General features: G+C 67.1%; 20 protein-coding genes. 14 read left to right on the top strand and 6 right to left on the bottom strand.

Annotated elements, in window-relative coordinates; genetic code table 11:
• Positions 1 to 20 precede the first annotated feature (20 nt).
• Genes IBX22_RS02565 through IBX22_RS02545 form a run of 5 tightly spaced genes read left to right on the top strand, consistent with a single transcriptional unit; the run spans position 21 to position 5,269 of the window.
• Complete coding sequence (locus tag IBX22_RS02565) at positions 21 to 911, top strand: ABC transporter permease (protein WP_194813767.1); 891 nt, start codon at positions 21 to 23, stop codon at positions 909 to 911.
• Positions 908 to 2,053: an ABC transporter ATP-binding protein gene (locus tag IBX22_RS02560; RefSeq protein WP_228538142.1), complete on the top strand. Its 1,146-nt coding sequence runs from the start codon at positions 908 to 910 to the stop codon at positions 2,051 to 2,053. Before IBX22_RS02565 ends, IBX22_RS02560 begins: the two co-directional genes overlap by 4 nt.
• On the top strand, positions 2,050 to 2,820 hold the full coding sequence (locus IBX22_RS02555) for an ABC transporter permease (RefSeq protein WP_228538141.1): 771 nt from the start codon (positions 2,050 to 2,052) through the stop codon (positions 2,818 to 2,820). Before IBX22_RS02560 ends, IBX22_RS02555 begins: the two co-directional genes overlap by 4 nt.
• A complete protein-coding gene (locus IBX22_RS02550) occupies positions 2,817 to 3,959 on the top strand; it encodes an ABC transporter substrate-binding protein (protein WP_194813766.1) in 1,143 nt (380 codons plus the stop codon). Before IBX22_RS02555 ends, IBX22_RS02550 begins: the two co-directional genes overlap by 4 nt.
• Positions 3,956 to 5,269 carry an aspartate aminotransferase family protein gene (locus IBX22_RS02545; RefSeq protein ID WP_194813765.1) on the top strand — a complete coding sequence of 438 codons (1,314 nt, stop codon included), beginning with the start codon at positions 3,956 to 3,958 and terminating at the stop codon, positions 5,267 to 5,269. Before IBX22_RS02550 ends, IBX22_RS02545 begins: the two co-directional genes overlap by 4 nt.
• A 3-nt stretch (positions 5,270 to 5,272) precedes the next feature.
• On the opposite strand, the gene IBX22_RS02540 is transcribed toward IBX22_RS02545, so the two are convergent.
• Complete coding sequence (locus IBX22_RS02540; RefSeq protein WP_194813764.1) at positions 5,273 to 5,776, bottom strand: nitroreductase/quinone reductase family protein; 504 nt, start codon at positions 5,774 to 5,776, stop codon at positions 5,273 to 5,275.
• Positions 5,777 to 5,867: 91 nt separating this feature from the next.
• On the opposite strand from IBX22_RS02540, the gene IBX22_RS02535 reads away from it, so the two are divergent.
• From IBX22_RS02535 to IBX22_RS02525, 3 genes are read left to right on the top strand one after another with little or no spacing between them, the layout of a single operon-like run.
• On the top strand, positions 5,868 to 7,400 hold the full coding sequence (locus tag IBX22_RS02535) for a glycosyltransferase family 39 protein (protein ID WP_309234390.1): 1,533 nt from the start codon (positions 5,868 to 5,870) through the stop codon (positions 7,398 to 7,400).
• A gap of 10 nt (positions 7,401 to 7,410) precedes the next feature.
• Positions 7,411 to 7,770, top strand: coding sequence for an arsenate reductase family protein (locus IBX22_RS02530; protein ID WP_194813762.1), 360 nt, complete (start codon positions 7,411 to 7,413; stop codon positions 7,768 to 7,770).
• Between the two features lie 21 nt (positions 7,771 to 7,791).
• Positions 7,792 to 8,472, top strand: a complete 681-nt coding sequence (locus IBX22_RS02525; RefSeq protein ID WP_194813761.1) for a TIGR00266 family protein — start codon at positions 7,792 to 7,794, stop codon at positions 8,470 to 8,472.
• 247 nt (positions 8,473 to 8,719) lie between these two features.
• Here IBX22_RS02525 and IBX22_RS02520 read toward each other — a convergent pair whose 3' ends face one another.
• Positions 8,720 to 9,226: an NUDIX domain-containing protein gene (locus IBX22_RS02520; protein ID WP_194815524.1), complete on the bottom strand. Its 507-nt coding sequence runs from the start codon at positions 9,224 to 9,226 to the stop codon at positions 8,720 to 8,722.
• 90 nt (positions 9,227 to 9,316) lie between these two features.
• On the opposite strand from IBX22_RS02520, the gene IBX22_RS02515 reads away from it, so the two are divergent.
• Positions 9,317 to 9,697: a nitroreductase family deazaflavin-dependent oxidoreductase gene (locus tag IBX22_RS02515; RefSeq protein ID WP_194813760.1), complete on the top strand. Its 381-nt coding sequence runs from the start codon at positions 9,317 to 9,319 to the stop codon at positions 9,695 to 9,697.
• Here IBX22_RS02515 and yidC read toward each other — a convergent pair.
• The 3 genes from yidC to IBX22_RS02500 all read right to left on the bottom strand — a co-directional run bounded on the left by yidC (position 9,694) and on the right by IBX22_RS02500 (position 11,673).
• Positions 9,694 to 10,572: a membrane protein insertase YidC gene (gene yidC / locus IBX22_RS02510; RefSeq protein ID WP_194813759.1), complete on the bottom strand. Its 879-nt coding sequence runs from the start codon at positions 10,570 to 10,572 to the stop codon at positions 9,694 to 9,696. The two genes, IBX22_RS02515 and yidC, sit on opposite strands and share 4 nt — an antisense overlap.
• Before the next feature lie 83 nt (positions 10,573 to 10,655).
• Positions 10,656 to 10,955, bottom strand: a complete 300-nt coding sequence (locus IBX22_RS02505; RefSeq protein WP_194813758.1) for a DUF6412 domain-containing protein — start codon at positions 10,953 to 10,955, stop codon at positions 10,656 to 10,658.
• 10 nt (positions 10,956 to 10,965) lie between these two features.
• The gene (locus tag IBX22_RS02500) at positions 10,966 to 11,673 is read right to left on the bottom strand and encodes a TetR/AcrR family transcriptional regulator (RefSeq protein WP_194813757.1); all 708 of its coding nucleotides are present in this window, start codon (positions 11,671 to 11,673) and stop codon (positions 10,966 to 10,968) included.
• Positions 11,674 to 11,769: 96 nt separating this feature from the next.
• Between IBX22_RS02500 and IBX22_RS02495 the strand changes: the two genes are divergently transcribed.
• The 5 genes from IBX22_RS02495 (at position 11,770) to IBX22_RS02475 (ending at position 14,981) form a co-directional block, all read left to right on the top strand.
• Complete coding sequence (locus tag IBX22_RS02495) at positions 11,770 to 12,669, top strand: diiron oxygenase (RefSeq protein ID WP_194813756.1); 900 nt, start codon at positions 11,770 to 11,772, stop codon at positions 12,667 to 12,669.
• Positions 12,669 to 13,466, top strand: a complete 798-nt coding sequence (locus IBX22_RS02490) for a DUF4873 domain-containing protein (RefSeq protein ID WP_228538139.1) — start codon at positions 12,669 to 12,671, stop codon at positions 13,464 to 13,466. The genes IBX22_RS02495 and IBX22_RS02490 overlap by 1 nt, the downstream gene beginning before the upstream one ends.
• Before the next feature lie 124 nt (positions 13,467 to 13,590).
• Positions 13,591 to 14,079 (top strand): hypothetical protein, encoded by a 489-nt coding sequence (locus IBX22_RS02485; protein WP_194813754.1) that lies wholly within the window; start codon positions 13,591 to 13,593, stop codon positions 14,077 to 14,079.
• Between the two features lie 15 nt (positions 14,080 to 14,094).
• On the top strand, positions 14,095 to 14,583 hold the full coding sequence (locus IBX22_RS02480) for a helix-turn-helix transcriptional regulator (RefSeq protein WP_194813753.1): 489 nt from the start codon (positions 14,095 to 14,097) through the stop codon (positions 14,581 to 14,583).
• Positions 14,580 to 14,981 (top strand): hypothetical protein, encoded by a 402-nt coding sequence (locus IBX22_RS02475; RefSeq protein ID WP_194813752.1) that lies wholly within the window; start codon positions 14,580 to 14,582, stop codon positions 14,979 to 14,981. Before IBX22_RS02480 ends, IBX22_RS02475 begins: the two co-directional genes overlap by 4 nt.
• 14 nt (positions 14,982 to 14,995) lie before the next feature.
• Here IBX22_RS02475 and IBX22_RS02470 read toward each other — a convergent pair whose 3' ends face one another.
• On the bottom strand, positions 14,996 to 15,781 hold the full coding sequence (locus IBX22_RS02470) for an AraC family transcriptional regulator (RefSeq protein WP_194813751.1): 786 nt from the start codon (positions 15,779 to 15,781) through the stop codon (positions 14,996 to 14,998).
• Positions 15,782 to 15,804 lie beyond the last annotated feature (23 nt).

Below are 15,804 nucleotides of genomic sequence, written 5' to 3'. Positions count from 1 at the left end.
GACGACAGGGCGGTGTCGCGATGAAAGCGAAATCGTGGAAATTGGGGCGTGTCGGCTATCCCGTCGGGGCTCTGCTGCTGGTCATCGCACTGTGGGAGCTGGTGAAGCTGCTGGTTCCGGTACAGGGCGTCAGCTTCGGCGGCCAGCGAGTCCTGCCGCGCACCAGCGACGCTGCGATGCCGCACGTATGGCGGGTGTTCACTGTTATGGGCGACGCCGACGGGAAACGGACTGTCGGTGAAACCCTGCTCAGGACAGCGGGATTCACCTTCGTCCTTGCTCTTACTGCCTTGCTGATCGGGACGGTTGTCGGGGTGGGGCTGGCGGTGCTGATGCAGCGGTTCGCCTTCGTCGAGCGGGGGCTGTTGCCGTACATCGTTGTCTCGCAGACGGTTCCACTGATCGCACTGGCGCCCCTTGTCGCGGGCTGGGGCGGCAAGATCGTGATCGCGGGGGAGCCGTGGCGGCCGTGGATGAGTATCGCGGTGATCGCCTCCTATCTGGCGTTCTTCCCGGTCGCGGTCGGGATGTTGCGCGGGCTGCAAGCGCCGTCCAAGGCGTCGGTGGAGTTGCTGCACAGCTACTCGGCGAGCTGGTGGGATACGTTGGTGCACTTGCGGTTTCCCGCCGCCGTTCCGCATTTTCTGCCCGCGCTGCGGCTGGCCGCTGCCGCGTCGGTGATCGGCGCGGTGGTCGCCGAGATCTCCACCGGCACCGCCGGTGGGATCGGCCGCCAAATCATTGTCTTCTCCCAGCAGGCCACCGGTGATTCGTCCCGGCTGTACGCGGCGGTGCTCGCCGCGGCGCTGCTGGGTATCGCGGTCACCGGCGTGGTCGCGCTCGCCGAATTCGCGCTACGCCGCTACAGCCGTCCCGCCGGGGTCGGCAGTTCGTCAGGAGGTACTCGTTGATCGCCAAGCAACGCCCGGCACAGGACACCGAACTATCCCGTCCCGCAGCCACCGTCGAGGGCGAGGAGGCCGTTCTGCCGACAGCGGGCCGAGACGCTGCCCCGGCGGCCGCCAACCCGGTAGCCGCTACCCAAGTTGAAGCCAGCCAGGCGGCAGCTGACACGGTGGCCGCCAACCAGACAGAGACCAGCCAGGCGGCAGCTGACACGGTGGCCGCCAACCAGGCAGAGACCAACCAGGTGGAGGCCGACCAGGCGGCAGCTGAAACGGTCGCCGTCGAGCCGGGGGCAGCTGACTCGGCGGATACCAACCCAGTGGCGGCCAGTAAGGTCGCGGCCGACGCGGTCGCGGCGGTCGTGCTGGGCGGAGTCGGGAAGCTCTTCTCGGCTGGTTCGGTGACCGCGCTGTCGGAGGTCTCGCTCACGGTCGGTGCGGGCGAGTTCGTCTCGCTGATCGGTCCTTCCGGCTGCGGTAAGTCCACGCTGCTGCGGATCATTGCCGATCTGGAGCAGCCCTCGAGCGGCACCGTGGCCGTGCACGGCAAGACCGCGCGGCAGGCGCGAATCGATCAGGATTACGGCATCGCCTTCCAGCAGGCCGGGCTGCTGGATTGGCGCACCGTACAGGCGAATGTGGAACTCCCGCTGGAGTTGCGCAAGGTTCCGAAGGCTGAAAGACGCAGGCGCAGTGCGGAACTCCTGGAGATGGCCGGGCTGACCGACTTCGCCACGCGCTATCCGCCCGAGCTGTCTGGAGGTATGCAGCAACGCGTCGCGATCGCGCGGGCGTTGGCACGCAAACCCTCCTTGCTGCTCATGGACGAACCGTTCGGCGCGCTCGACGAGATGACCCGGGAACGCATGCAGGCCGAACTGCTCCGTATCACCGGGGAGACCAGTGCCGCAGTGGTATTCGTGACGCACTCGATTCCGGAGGCGGTGTTCCTCTCGGATCGGGTGGTGGTGATGTCACCACGCCCCGGCCGCATCACCGACATCGTCGAGACCGGCGGCTGGGGCCGCGCGGGGGCAGAGGACGCCGACGAAGTGCGCTCCAGCGCACCGTTCTTCGAGGCCGTGGCCGCCGTCCGCCAGGCCCTGCACGGTGGTCACGCCGACCTGCCCGGCCGGGACCTCCGATGACATCGCTGAAATCGATACTTCCGCCGGTCCTTTTCGGCATCGGTGGGCTGGCACTCTGGCAGATCCTCACCGTCGCGGCGGGCGTCCCGTCTTTCCTGCTGCCCGCACCCACCGCCATCGCCGAGCAGTTCGGCGAGAACTTCGGCCGCATCCTCGAAGCCGCCACCGCCACCGGCACCAACGCCGTGGTCGGCCTGCTCCTCGGCGCGGTCCTCGGCATCGTCGCCGCGATGGTGGCGGTGCGGTTCCACATCGTCGACGGACTGCTCAGCCCGCTGGCCGCCGCTGCCGCCGCCGTCCCGATCGTCGCCCTCGCGCCCCTGCTGAATTCGATGTATTCGACCACCACCGACACTCCGCGCCGCATGGTCGTCACGATCGTGGTGTTCTTCCCGATGTTCGTCAGCACCGTCAAGGGTCTGCGCCAGGTGCCACAGGTGCATCAGGACCTGATGACCTCTTATGCCGCCGGCGGCTGGCAGGTCACTCGCACCGTCCGGCTGCCCGCCGCGCTCCCGCACCTGTTCACCGGCCTGCGCATCGCCGCACCGGGGGCGGTGATCGCCGCGATCATCGCCGAATACTTCGGCGGCCTGCAGAACGGCCTCGGCTCCCGCATCATCTCCGCCGCCTCGAACACCGCCTATCCCCGCGCCTGGGCCTACGTCGCCGGCGCCATGCTCGTCGGCCTGGTCTTCCTTGCCGCCGTCGTCCTACTGGAACTACTCACTCGCAAGCCCCGGCTCGTCCTCAGGAGATCGAAATGACCAGACCCACACGGAGATTGCGCGCCTGTCTGGCGCTGGCAGTGCTCGCCGCGGCGGCGCTGACCGGCTGCAGTACCACCGAGAGCGGCTCGGGCACCACCGCCGACGGCCTGACCAAGGTCCGCCTGCAGTTGCAGTGGTTCAAGCAGGGGCAGTTCGCGGGCTACCTGGCCGCGGTCGATCAGGGCTTCTACAAGGAGCAGGGCCTGTCCGTCGAAATCCTCGACGGCGGAACGGATATCGTCCCGCAGACCGTGCTCGCCCAGGGGCAGGCCGATTACGCGGTGGCGTGGGTGCCGAAGGCGCTGGCCTCCCGGGAAGCGGGCGCCGGTATCACCGAGGTGGCGCAGGTGTTCCAGCGCTCGGGCACCAAACAGGTCGCGTTCAAGTCCGACAACATCGCCGACCCGGCGGCGTTGCGGGGCAAGACCGTCGGAAACTGGGGCTACGGCAACGAATTCGAACTCTTCGCGGGCATGACCAAGGCGGGCATCGATCCGTCCCGCGACGTGAAACTGGTGCAGCAGCAGTTCGATATGAACGCCTTCCTCGCCAAGGACATCAACGCCGCCCAGGCCATGTCCTACAACGAGTACGCGCAGCTGCTGGAGACCAAGAACCCCGCCACCGGAAAGCTCTACACCGCGGACGATTTCACCACCATCGACTGGAACGACCAGGGGGTGGCGATGCTGCAGGACGCGATCTGGGCCAACACCGAGAAGCTCGCGGACGCGAAATATCAAGACCAGACCGTGCGCTTCCTGGCCGCCTCCCTGAAGGGCTGGGCCTTCTGCCGCGACAACGTCGACAAGTGCCGCGACATCACCGTCGCCGCGGGCAGCACCCTGGGCGCGAGCCATCAGCAGTGGCAGATCAACGAGGTGAACAAACTGATCTGGCCCTCGCCCGCCGGGATCGGCATGGTCGACAAGGCGGCCTGGGACCGAACGGTCAAGATCGCCAAGGAAACCCGCAACGCGGAGGGCGCGACGGTGCTGACGAAGGATCCGGACGCCAGCGCCTACACCAGCGAATACGTCACCAAGGCTTTGCAATTGCTCAAAGACGGCGGAACCGACGTCACCGGAACGGGTTTCAAGCCCATCCAGGTGACATTGACGGAAGGTGGGAAATGAGCGCGGACGATCATGTCTTCTACCCCTGGAGTGTGCAGGGCGGCCCCAAGCCTCCGATGATCACGGGGGCGTCCGGGTCCTGGTTCTGGGACGAGCACGGCAAGAAATATCTGGACTTCTCCTCCCAGCTGGTGAACGTCAATATCGGCCATCAGCATCCGGAGATGGTCGCCGCGATCGTCGAGCAGGCGCAACTGCTGGCCACCATCTCACCGACGGTCGGCAATCAGGCGCGCAGCGACCTGGCGCGGCTGATCACCGAACGCGCACCGGGACAGCTGAATCGGATCCTGTTCACCACCGGCGGCGCGGAAGCCGTCGAGCACGCGGTGCGGTTGGCGCGCAGTTTCACCGGCCGCACCAAGATGCTCGCCGCCTACCGCTCCTACCACGGCGGCACGGGCACGGCGATCGGCTTGACCGGTGAACCGCGCCGCTGGGGCGCGGAACCCACCAATGTCGACGTGACGCGGTTCTTCGCGCCCTATCCGTACCGATCCCCGTGGGGCACAACCAGTCCCGAGGACGAGACGGCGGCGGCGCTGAGTCATCTGCGGCAGGTCATCGAGCTGGAGGGCCCGAACCACATCGCGGGCCTGATCCTGGAGACCGTCGTCGGCACCAACGGTGTCCTGGTCCCGCCGCCCGGCTATCTCGCCGGCGTCCGGGCGCTGTGCGACGAATTCGGCATCGTCTACATCGCCGACGAGGTGATGGTCGGCTTCGGCCGGATCGGGGAGTGGTTCGCGGTCCAGGCCTGGGACGTCGAACCCGACATCATCACCTTCGCCAAAGGCGTGAACTCCGGCTATGTTCCGCTCGGCGGCGTCCTGATGGCCGAGCGGATCGCGCAACGCTACGACGACACCCTCTACCCGGGCGGCCTCACCTATGCGGGTCATCCGCTGGCGTGCGCGGCGGGCGTGGCCTCCATCGGCATCTTCGAACGCGACGGCATTCTCGACCATGTGCGCACCGTGGGCGCGGAGGTGCTCGGAAAAGGCTTGCAGGAGTTGGCTACTCGGCATCCCAGCATCGGTGAGGTGCGCGGCCTCGGGTTCTTCTGGGCGTTGGAACTGGTCCGCGACCAGGGCACCCGGGAGCCGCTGATTCCGTTCGCCGCGACCGGAGCGGCGGCCGAACCGATGCTGCGCGTGACCGCCGCCGCCAAGGAACACGGCGTGTGGCCGTTCAACGCGGGCAATCGATTCCAGATCGCGCCGCCGTTGACCACCTCCGCCGACGACCTGCGCGCCGGACTGGAGCTCGTCGACCAGGTGCTGGAGGTGGCCGACGAATACGTGCGCTGATATTCAGTTCGGGGTCAGCTCGATGACGACGCCGCCCAGCCTCCAGGTCTGATAGATATCGGCCTTCACCGGGGAGCCGTCCTCGGCGAACCCGATGCCGTTGAACTTGGCGTTGGTGGGATTGTCCTTGGCGATGACCTCGTAGAGCCGCATGACGTCCAGTTCGCCGGTGTGCACGCGCGGATCGAACTCGCGCGGCTTGCCGCCCAGTGAGGCGGTCACCGGCGTGCCGGGGCGCAGGTTCTTGACCCAGGGCCGCAGGGCGGTGCCGATCAGGATGGTGCCGTTATGCCGGGTGTAGGCGACCGGAACGTCGAACACCTTGCCGGATTTGCGCCCCACCACGTGCAGGACCAGCAGGCGCTTGCCGACCAGCCGGGATAGGCCGGGGACGCGCAGCATGGTGCGGACGATGGAGTTGACCAGTTGCTGCCGCTTCAGCAGCGGCTCGGGTCCGCTGGTTGTCGGTGTGCCGAACGGGTTTTCGGCGGGTTTGTGCTCGCTCATGGCACCAGTATCGTCCGGGCCGCCGATTGCCGCCGGGACTCGCCCGCGCAGGTCGGAGGTCCGCTGGCCGTTTCCCGCTACATTCTGCTGCGTGACCGACATCGAAGCACGTCACACGCCTGGCCTGACGACTTCCGTGCATCCGATCGCGTGGCGGGAGATCTGCGTGGTCGCGGTCGTCTCCGCCGCGGTGCTGCTGTTCTCGATCAGCCGCTACGGCTACTTCGGCGACGAGTTGTACTTCCTCGCCGCGGGCCGCCGCCCCGCGTTCGGCTATGCCGATCAGGGTCCGGTGCTGCCACTGCTGGCCCGTGCGATGGATACCATCGCCCCCGGTTCGTATTTCGTATTGCGTTTGCCCGCAGTCGCTTTGACGGTGCTGGCGATCGTGTTGACCGCGCTGATCGCCCGGGAGTTCGGCGGCGGCCGCTGGGCGCAACTGCTCGCGACCCTGGGCTACGCGACCTCCCCGTTCCTGCTGTTGCAGGGCAAGATCCTCACTACCAACGCCGTCGACACCGTGCTGTGGGTGATCATCACCTGGTGTGTAGTGCGCTGGGTCCGCACCCGCCGCGACGGCCTGCTGCTGTGCGCCGCGCTCGTGACCGCCGTCGACATGCAGGTGAAATGGCTGATCCCGTTCTTCTGGATCTGTGTCGCGGTGACCGCGCTGATCTTCGGGCCCCGGGAGCTGGTGCGCCGGCCGCTGCTGTGGCTCGGCGGACTGATCGTGGTGCTGGCGACGGTGCCGACGCTGATCTGGCAGTCGAAACACGGCTGGCCGCAACTGCATATGGGCGCGGTGATCAGCGGCGAGCAGGATGTGCTCGGCGGCCGCCTGATGTTCGTGCCGCTGGCGCTGCTCACCGCCGGGTACCTCGGCGCGGTCCTGCTGGTCTACGGGACGTGGGCGCTACTGCGGCATCGCACGCTGCGGCCCTACCGGTTCCTCGGTGCCACCCTGGTGTTGCTCGTGGCGATCTTCCTGCTGATCGGCGGCCGGATCTATTACATGGCCGGGATGTACGGGGTGGCGCTGGCGGCGGGTGCGGTCGGTGTGGTGAAACTGGTTGGGCGACTGCGGATTCCCGATCGTAAGGCAGTCGCTTTCGCCACCGCCGTCCTCGCTGTAGTGGCCGTCGGCCTTGTCCTGTCGGACACACCGTGGCGCACGGCCGCCCAGATCCGGCCGCCGCGCAACGACGCCGAAGCCACCATCGACATCGGTGTCTACGGTGAATTCGGCTGGCCCGACCTGACCGAAGAAGTTACCCAGATTTACCACGAACTGTCTCCGCAACAACGCGACGGCACCATCATCATCACCGACACCTATTGGCAGGCAAGCGCATTGGATCAGCTCGCCCGCGCCGAACTGCCACCCGTCTACAGCGCCAGCCGCGGCTTCGGCTATTTCGGCACTCCGCCGGACAACGCCACCGACATCATCGCGGTCGGCCTCAACGAAGACTTCCTGCGCTGGCAATTCGATGACGTCGAACCTGTCGGCAAGGTCGACACCCGCCTCGGCTACCCGGGCAATACCCAGAACGTCACCGTCTGGCTGTGCAGTGGCCTGCGACACCCCTGGTCGGAAGTCTGGCCGGTGCTGATGCACCTCTAATCTGGACGCCATGACCACCGAGATCTGGCACAACCCGCGCTGCACCAAAAGCCGCAATGCGATGGCGCACCTGGACGCGGCCGGAATCGAATACACCGAGCGCCGCTACCTCGATGATCCGCCGACCGCGGCGGAACTGCGTGACGTGCTGAAACGGCTCGGCGCCGAGCCGTGGGACATCACCCGCACCGGCGAACAGGTCGCCAAGGATCTCGGCATCTCGGGCTGGGGTCGCACCGCCGCCGACCGGGATCGATGGATCGACGCGCTCGCCGCGAATCCCAAGTTGATCCAGCGTCCCATCGTGTTGCGAGACGGCGGCGGCGCGGTTGTGGCGCGCACCGACGAAGCTCTGCGTAACCTCGGCTGAATCGCTGTAGGGTCGGCAAATATGAAGGTACAACTGCGCCACAATCCCGCCTCCACCATCGCGCGGTGCTTCCTCGAAGGCGGCGAGCCGATGCGCGTGGAAAGCGGTGCCATGGTGGCCCATTCGGCCGGCGTGACGCTACAGGCCAAGGCCGAGGGCGGAATTCTGGCCGGGCTCAAGCGGTCGGTGCTCTCCGGCGAATCGTTCTTCGTGTCCACCTTCACCGCGCCGCCGCAGGGCGGGTGGGTCGATGTGGCGCCCGCGCTCCCCGGTGACATGCTGAATCTGCAGATCACCCAGGACCGGCCGTACTTCATCAGCCGCGGCGGATGGATCGCCAATTCCCATGGTGTGCAGGTGGAAAGCAAATGGGGCGGATTCGCGAACCTCTTCGGCGGTGAGGGCGGCTTCGGGTTGCGCGCGCACGGCGACGGCGAGGTCGTGGTCGGCGTGTTCGGCGCGATCGATGTCATCGATCTGCAGCCGGGCGAGCCGATCACCATCGACACCGGGCATGTGGTGGCCTACGACCTGGCGATGAACTTCACCATCCGGCGCGCGGTGTCCGGGCGGTCGATCCAGTCGCTGAAATCCGGAGAAGGGTTCGTCTTCGACTTCGTCGGCCCCGGACGGGTACTGCTGCAGACCCGCAATCCGGGCGCGTTCGCGGCGTGGGCCGGGTCGGTCGCGTCGACCAGCTGACTGTCCGATCGATTGCGTGGTGAGGGTTTCAACGCGAGGATGACATCCGGAGTTCACCGGCGTGACGTGGACACCCGCGATGCTGTGGGCTCCTATCCCACTCGTCGATAAAAGGATTCACCTCATGGAGATGCTCGCTGTGTTGACCGAACTCTTTAAGAACGTGCTCAATCTGAGCTCCCTCAGCGCAGGCTGACGCACCGCTGCCCGACCAGAACGGCCCACCGGGATTCCGGTGGGCCGTTTTTCATGCGATCAGGTCCTCGACGATAACCCGGGTGTCGGGGACGAACGGCCACTCCGGATCCGCCAGGTGCGCGCGCAATTCGGCGTCGGTCCACCACCAGCCGTCGGCGATCTCCTCCGGCTGATGCCGGATCGGGCCGTCATAGCGCAGTTCGTATGCGAACAGGTGGCAGCGCATGGGTTTTCCGTTCCACTCGCCGTCCCATGCGGCGCTGGCCATCGGCAACGGGCTCGTACCCTCCGGCAACACGATCCCGAGCTCTTCGGCCAGCTCGCGCACCGCTGTCTGCTCCGGATCCTCACCCGGGCCGACCACGCCACCGGCCAGGCAATCGTGCATCCCCGCGAACACCATCTTCGTGTCGGTGCGCCGGTGCACGTAGACCCGCTCCCCGTCGGGCGAGCGGACCAGCACACCCGAGCTGGCGTGCCAGAGCCCCTCGCGGTACACCCGCGCCCGGTCCTCGGCGCCGATCACCCGGCCCAGCCGGTCATAGACCGCGATCATTTCACTCTGTTGAGGCTGCGAGTTCGGCTGCGCTGACACCGGCCGAGAGTACCGTGAGGTCAGCGCGTTCCCCGATGAGAGGACCGGCCCATGGTGCTTCCCCGCGCACTCGCGAGATTCAACCGGCACGTCACGAACCCGGCGGCGAGTTTGCTCGCCGGCCGGGTTCCGCCCTTCGGGACGATCGTGCACAAGGGCCGAAAATCCGGGCGCGCGTATCGGACACCGGTGACGGTGTTCGAAAGTGAGGGCGAGTATCGGGTGGCGCTCACCTACGGTCCGAAGGTCGACTGGGTCAAGAACCTCACCGCCGCCGGCGCTTTCCAGCTCGAGTGGAAGGGCAGCACACTCGAGCTGATCGAGCCGGAGGTGGTGCACGACCCGTCCGCGAGCTGGGCGCCGATCGTGGTGCGGCAGTTGTTGATCGGTCTCAATGCCGAGTACTACCTGCGGGCGCGCCCGGCGTTCTAGCGGCGGCGCTGCGGTTTCACCCCCGGTTTCGGGGCTGTGGCCTTGCGGACCACCACTTCCTTTGCCGCGGCGGCGGATTCGGCATCCAATCGCCGGTAGACGAAATGCTGCTGGGCCAGCGTCCACGCGTTGTTCGACACCCAGTAGAGCAGGATCGCCACCGGCAGGAACGCGCCGCCGAACAGGACGCCCGCCGGAAACACCCACAGCATCAGCGTGTTCATCATCGGAATCTGCTGTGCGCTCGGGTCCTGCCGGGCGATCGAGGCGCGCGCCGTGAAATGTGTTGCGACAGCGGCGATCAGCATCAGTGTGACCGCGACAGCCGCCATGGCGACGGTCGGATGCCCGGCCAGCGTGCCCGACAGCGGCGCACCGAACAGCTTGGCCTGCAAGAACGACTGGACCTCCGGGGCGTCGAAGAAGTAGTTGGCCGTGTCGGCGTTCTGCTCCGCCGTCATCGGCGCGGGCGTCGAGCCGAACGGCAGATGCCCCGCGGTCCCGGTGCGGTCGAAGGAGCGCAGCACGTGGAACAGGCCGAAGAACACCAGGCCCTGGCCCAGAGCGGGCAAGCAGCCCGCCAGCATGCTGACGCCGTGCTCTTTGCGCAGCTTCTGCATTTCCAGGTACTGCTGCTGCTTGTCGTCGGGATATTTCTTCTGGATGGCCTTCATCTGCGGCTGCAACCGCTGCATCACGGCCTGTGTGCGGGCCTGCTTCAGGAACGGGAGGAACAGCACCGCCCGTAGCGAGGCGACCAGGAAAACCACGGCGAGCACCCAGGCCAGACCGCTGGTCGGGCCGAGCACGGCGGCGAAGACGGTGTGCCACAACCAGAGCACGGCCGACACGGGGTAATAGACGAAATCGAACATGAACGAGCACCTGACTCGAGGCGTGCGCGAACCGCACGGAAACGGGAATGGTCAGCGAAGCCGACGACCCCGTGGGGGAGCCGTCAGGCGAGGACCAGACCGGGTGCTCGAGGACGCGGACGACCAGCGGTGTCCGGATTGCTCTGCCGCAGATAGGAACCGCGACGGCGGCGCTGCGCGGAGGGCGGCGGGCCGCAGCGGGCCAGCCGCATCGGCAGCAGGCGGGCCGAGCGCAGCGAGACCAGCGCGAGCAGTGCCGAGGCGGCGACAACACCGAGGATCGCGAGCGCGGCGGACTCGTTGGCGGGCGCCGCGAACAGCGCCAACGCGGGCAGCAGGCAGGCGAGAACCGCCAGCACCCTCAGCTGCAACCGCGTGACCATGGGCCTGAGCTTACCGGTCGACCAGGGCTGCGGTCTCGGTGCGGGTCAGCAGTTCGCTGACGATGGTGTCGCGGGCCAGGGGGACGCCGAGGCTGCGGGCGTTGCCCTCGAACAGGGCGAGCACGGATTCGGTGAGCATCGCCTCGACCTGCTCGGAGGTGAGGGTGGACGACGAGTCGGCGCGCCAGCTGTTCACCACGCCGTCGGCCAGGGCGACGATGCCGAACGCCATCGGACGCGCGGGGGCGGGGTCGATGCCGAAGCGGGTCAGCCCGACGGTGAACAGGTCGGCGAGGCGGCCGCCGATGCGGTTACGGGCGCTGGTCAGCGCGGAATCGGGTTGCGGTGCCGAATCGCTCAGGAAGCGGTGCAGATTCGGGTGGTCGGCGACCCAGCCGACATAGGCGCCGACCGCCTTGGCCACGGCGTCGTGCACGGTGCCGTTCGGGTCCAGTGTCGGCATCAGTTGGGTCAGCAGGGATCTGAGGATGCGCCGGCGGATCTGCTCGTCGAGATCGGCGCGGCCTTCGAAGTGGCGATAGACCACCGGGCGCGGCAGCTGCAGGCGATCGGCGACCTGACGCACCGACACCTCGACGCCGTGCTCCTCGATGGCCGCGATCGCCGCATCGATGACTTCCGCGCGGCGGCGCGCCTTGTGCCCGTCCCAGCGGGTCGCGCGGCCGTCGACGGCTTCGCGTTTTCCGTTGGTGGTCACAGCATTACGGTACTCGCTCGGGCATTGACTGAGACAGGGTGTATCACTAATCTGAGTGTTACAGCTTGTCTCGCATACCTGAGGGTTGGAGCCGATATGGGCAACGACGCCGTAGCCATCCCCGCCGCAGAGTCCTTGGCGCAACGTCTCCTCACCGGATCGGTGAAGAAGTCCTACGACCCCGTCGTGGACATGGACTGGGACGCGCCACTGGATCCCGGAAAGTTCTTCCTCCCACCGGAATTGGTGTCGCTCTACGGCACCGACCTGTGGGAATCGATGACCCCGGAGCAGCAGCGCGAACTGTCCCGCCAGGAGCTGGCGAACGTGCTCTCGGTGGGTATTTGGTTCGAGAACCTGCTCAACCGCCTGTTACTGCGCGAGCTCATGACCGACGACCCCACCTCTCGGCATTCGCACTACACGCTGGTCGAAATGGGCGACGAATGCCGCCACATGATGATGTTCGGCAAACTCATCGACCGCATCGAAGCCCGCCCCTACTGGCCGAATCTGCCTGGCCGCCTTGCCATCAGCTCCCTGCAGATCTTCCTGCGCGGTTCGATGACCTGGGTCGGCGCCCTGGTCGGCGAGGAGATCTTCGACGCCGTGCAGCGCCGCACCCTCGACGACCCACAGTTACAGCCCTTGGTTGCGCGGGCCATGCGCATCCACGTCACCGAGGAAGCCCGCCACATCGGCTTCGCCCGCGACGCCCTCGCCCGCCGCGTGCCGACCATGTCGGCCGCCGAAATCGCTTACACCCGACTGTGTGTCGCCATCGCCGCCCCGCTGTTCGTCTACCTGCTGACCAACCGGCATATGTACGACCGCGCCGGTCTCGACGGTCGCGCTGCCCGCCGCATCGCTTCCGAGAACCCTTACGCTCGTAAGGCGTTGGCCACCGGCGCGGCGAATCTCGGTGCGTTCCTGGACAAACAGGGCCTGATCGGTCCGGTAGGCAAATGGATCTGGCGGCAACGAGGACTGCTCTGATGGGCGACCCCGACCTCGTTGTCATTGATTCCCTCGGAGTCGCCGAGGAACTGTGCACCGCTGACCTGGGCGATGTCCTCTTGCTCAGCGCGGTCACTCGCCTCGAATTCGACGCCACCGACGACCGCTGGGAGGTCCACGCCGCCGACGGTCGGCGTTATCGCCCCCGGGCCGTCGTACTCGAATCCGCCGCGCGCCCAACGGTGCTCGCGAATGGATGCACCCTGCCCCAGGATTGGTCCGCCACCACGTTCCTGTCCGTCGCCGCCCACGGCTTCCCAAACCTCTTCCTGCACTCGGCCTCCGCCGCCGAAGCCAAACGCCGTACCCGCTACATCCGCCGCTGCCTCGAACTCCTCTACCGCACCTCCAGCACCCGCATCGAAGTCCGCGCCGCCACCCAGCACGAATACCTCCGCCGAGCCACCCACCCCCGCGCCGCCACTTGGCGCCGCCACGCCCTCCGCCGCCCCGACCCCCACCACTACGACCTCACCGTGCCCGCGGATCGCGAACCCGCACACGACTATTCAGGCCCAGCAACCCTCGACGCCCCGGGCATTCTGCTCCCGGTCCACGTCACCCTGTCCGGCCACCCCGACCCCATAGACGGCCACTACCACTGGTACGGCCGCATCTCCGCCACCGATGACCTCCCCGACCCAGGCCGCGCCGAAGTCCTACTCACCGTCCCCGACGGTCAACCCACCCCTGCCCGCCTCCAGGAACGTGACCCCTGGGGCAACCTCCGCATCGTCGGCACCGGCACACCTCCATTCCAGCTGGATGAGGTGTAGCCGCAGATCGGCAAATTCGGCGACATGTGTCAGAGCGATCTGATATCAATGCCGGTGGAGGGGCGCTGGCATCGCCCTCTGGGGAATCCACGAAACGGCTTGGGGGGGGGGGGGGGGTAAAGCGATGTCCCACGACGATGGCTATGCACTGTGGCCATTCGGCCTCCGGCTGCAATCGGATGTGAATCCGGGGTTCACCCAGGAACTGCAAGAGATCACCGTAGGCGCGGACGCCGCCATTCAGCCCGATGGATCCCCCGCGCCCGGCGCGGTCGATCGGACTCTGCTGCGGCAGGAGCTGGTCGCTTTGATGAAGCGTGCGCACCGTGGAACCGTGCGCGAGATCGAATATGAGGTGGTGCGCGAGGGTGACAGAGTTGTCGAGCTGAAGTATCCGCGCCCGGGAAACCTGCAGGGATGGCATTACCGGCTCTACGTCGGCGCTCCGGACGGACGGTTTGCGGACTGGCTCGTGTGGTTGGTGGCAAGTCGAAAGCCGGACTCGACACTGAGCAAGATCTGGGATCTGATTCAGAACGAGCACGTGACCGCGGCGGTAGCGCGCCTGAAGGTGTGGATCGTGGCGCGGATGGCTGACAGAAGCGGATGTTGAGGTTAACCTCAACACATGGATAGTTTCGAGGATCTGGAAAGGCAGCTCGGGATCGACATGTCCGACCCGCGCGAAGCGCTGGCCGCTGACCTCGTCGCTGCCGATGACGAGCTGTTGGAAGAGCTGGTTCGGCTCCGGAAACAGTCGGGTATGTCGAAGGCGGATGTCGCCGCCGCTATTGGCCGTCATCGCTCGGTCGTCACCAACTTCGAAAAGCTCACCGCGGACCCGCACCTGTCCACCATCCGTCGATACGCACTCGCCATCGGTGCCAGGATCTCCCACCATGTCGAACCGGTGGACCTGCCGAAGCCTGCATCCGCGGCGTCATCCGATGTCGTCGAGGTGCAATCCGGCGGCAGCTCAGTGGGGTTCAGCGTCGCCTATGCGGTCCACAACGTGGTCACATCGATGATCGGAGCCGAAGACGCCAGACCAGCAACAACTCCCGCAACGGTTGGGATCAATACGACCACCATGACAGTTCAGGTCCAGATCCGATGAAACTACTGGTCCTTCTTGCGGATTCGGCTCAGGTCGCCGCGGGTGGAAAGGTGCATGCGCTGGGTCTGGGCTGGAACGAGACTGTCAGCCCCACGCCTCCCATGGCGCTTGTGATGTTCCTCGAGTCGGAACCCGGTGAGCGTTTGGATGACGAAGTGCGGATCACTGGAGCGCTAGTAGACGGCAGCGGGGAGCCCGCGCAACAGAAATCGTTGGGTGCCCTGCAATTTCAGACATCTCTTCAGGTGGGGGCAGACGCGGACCGTGCGATCGCGGTCGTCAACTTCGGGCCAGGAATACCGCTGGAACCTGGAAGCTACGCCTGGGTCCTGTCCGCCGAAGAGGCGGGGATCAGTAGCCGGGTGCCGTTCACGGTGCAGTCGACGGCGAAAAGCTGACTGGCAGTGGGGGTTCAGGTGACCGGCTGCCAAGCCCCTTCGCCCAGGTCCCATTGGGCGGCGCGGTTCAGGGCGGCGGGGAAGAAGCCGAAGGTGCGGCGGCAGGTGCGGGTGAGGTGGGCGGTGTCGTCGAAGCCGGCGGCGGTTGCGGCGGTGTCGAGGTCGTCGCCGGAGTGGACGCGGATGATGGCTACGCGGAGGCGGAGCCAGAGGATGTAGGGGCGCAACGGGATTCCGACCTGGGCCGCGAAGAGGTGGGAGAGGCGGGCGGGGGAGAGGCCGACGCGGCGGGCGACGTCGGCGCCGCGGATGGATCGGTCGGGCACCAGGGTGGGTAGGACGCGCAGGGCCTCGGTGACCGCGGTGTGGCGAGCGCCGCCGGGGGCCGTCGACTCGCAGCGCAGATCGCCGATGATGGCGGCGACCTGGTCGGCCAGGGCGGCGCGGGTGAGGTCGACGGGTAGCGGGTGCTGGGTGGGGGACCAGCCGCTTTCGTGGGCGCGGCGATCGGCCGCGGCGCCGGCCACGGTTTCCGGATCGAGGTAGAGGGCGGCGCCGTGGTCGGCGCCCGCGTCGATGCGGTGTGGGGCGTCGGCGGGGACGATGACGTGGGTGCCGCGGTGGCGGGTGCCGCTCGCGTCCATCACGGTGATCGGGGTGGACGCGGTGAGTACCTGGACGGCGTGATGGGCGTGCAGGTCCGACGGCGCGATGGCGCCGCCGAAGGCGAGAATGCCGGGGCGCAGGAAAGCCGTGGCAGTCCGCGCCGATACCCCGTTGGTGACCAGAGCCTTCTCCATCGGACGCTCCCGGCAAGTATGGC

The organism is Nocardia sp. XZ_19_385, from assembly GCF_015355755.1.
GTDB lineage: Bacteria > Actinomycetota > Actinomycetes > Mycobacteriales > Mycobacteriaceae > Nocardia.
The sequence above is the reverse complement of the archived record's forward strand: the minus strand, read 5'-3'. Positions and strand labels throughout refer to the sequence as shown.

Bases quoted from the DNA above. Each gene is read 5' to 3' on its own strand.
- IBX22_RS02545 (WP_194813765.1), top strand. From the start codon at position 3,956: ATGAGCGCGGACGATCATGTCTTCTACCCCTGGAGTGTGCAGGGCGGC.
- IBX22_RS02505 (WP_194813758.1), bottom strand. From the start codon at position 10,955: ATGGTCACGCGGTTGCAGCTGAGGGTGCTGGCGGTTCTCGCCTGCCTG.
- IBX22_RS02525 (WP_194813761.1), top strand. From the start codon at position 7,792: ATGAAGGTACAACTGCGCCACAATCCCGCCTCCACCATCGCGCGGTGC.
- IBX22_RS02480 (WP_194813753.1), top strand. From the start codon at position 14,095: ATGGATAGTTTCGAGGATCTGGAAAGGCAGCTCGGGATCGACATGTCC.
- IBX22_RS02565 (WP_194813767.1), top strand. From the start codon at position 21: ATGAAAGCGAAATCGTGGAAATTGGGGCGTGTCGGCTATCCCGTCGGG.
- IBX22_RS02555 (WP_228538141.1), top strand. From the start codon at position 2,050: ATGACATCGCTGAAATCGATACTTCCGCCGGTCCTTTTCGGCATCGGT.
- IBX22_RS02550 (WP_194813766.1), top strand. From the start codon at position 2,817: ATGACCAGACCCACACGGAGATTGCGCGCCTGTCTGGCGCTGGCAGTG.
- IBX22_RS02475 (WP_194813752.1), top strand. From the start codon at position 14,580: ATGAAACTACTGGTCCTTCTTGCGGATTCGGCTCAGGTCGCCGCGGGT.
- IBX22_RS02540 (WP_194813764.1), bottom strand. From the start codon at position 5,776: ATGAGCGAGCACAAACCCGCCGAAAACCCGTTCGGCACACCGACAACC.
- IBX22_RS02470 (WP_194813751.1), bottom strand. From the start codon at position 15,781: ATGGAGAAGGCTCTGGTCACCAACGGGGTATCGGCGCGGACTGCCACG.
- IBX22_RS02520 (WP_194815524.1), bottom strand. From the start codon at position 9,226: ATGATCGCGGTCTATGACCGGCTGGGCCGGGTGATCGGCGCCGAGGAC.
- yidC (WP_194813759.1), bottom strand. From the start codon at position 10,572: ATGTTCGATTTCGTCTATTACCCCGTGTCGGCCGTGCTCTGGTTGTGG.
- IBX22_RS02515 (WP_194813760.1), top strand. From the start codon at position 9,317: ATGGTGCTTCCCCGCGCACTCGCGAGATTCAACCGGCACGTCACGAAC.
- IBX22_RS02490 (WP_228538139.1), top strand. From the start codon at position 12,669: ATGGGCGACCCCGACCTCGTTGTCATTGATTCCCTCGGAGTCGCCGAG.
- IBX22_RS02495 (WP_194813756.1), top strand. From the start codon at position 11,770: ATGGGCAACGACGCCGTAGCCATCCCCGCCGCAGAGTCCTTGGCGCAA.
- IBX22_RS02530 (WP_194813762.1), top strand. From the start codon at position 7,411: ATGACCACCGAGATCTGGCACAACCCGCGCTGCACCAAAAGCCGCAAT.
- IBX22_RS02485 (WP_194813754.1), top strand. From the start codon at position 13,591: ATGTCCCACGACGATGGCTATGCACTGTGGCCATTCGGCCTCCGGCTG.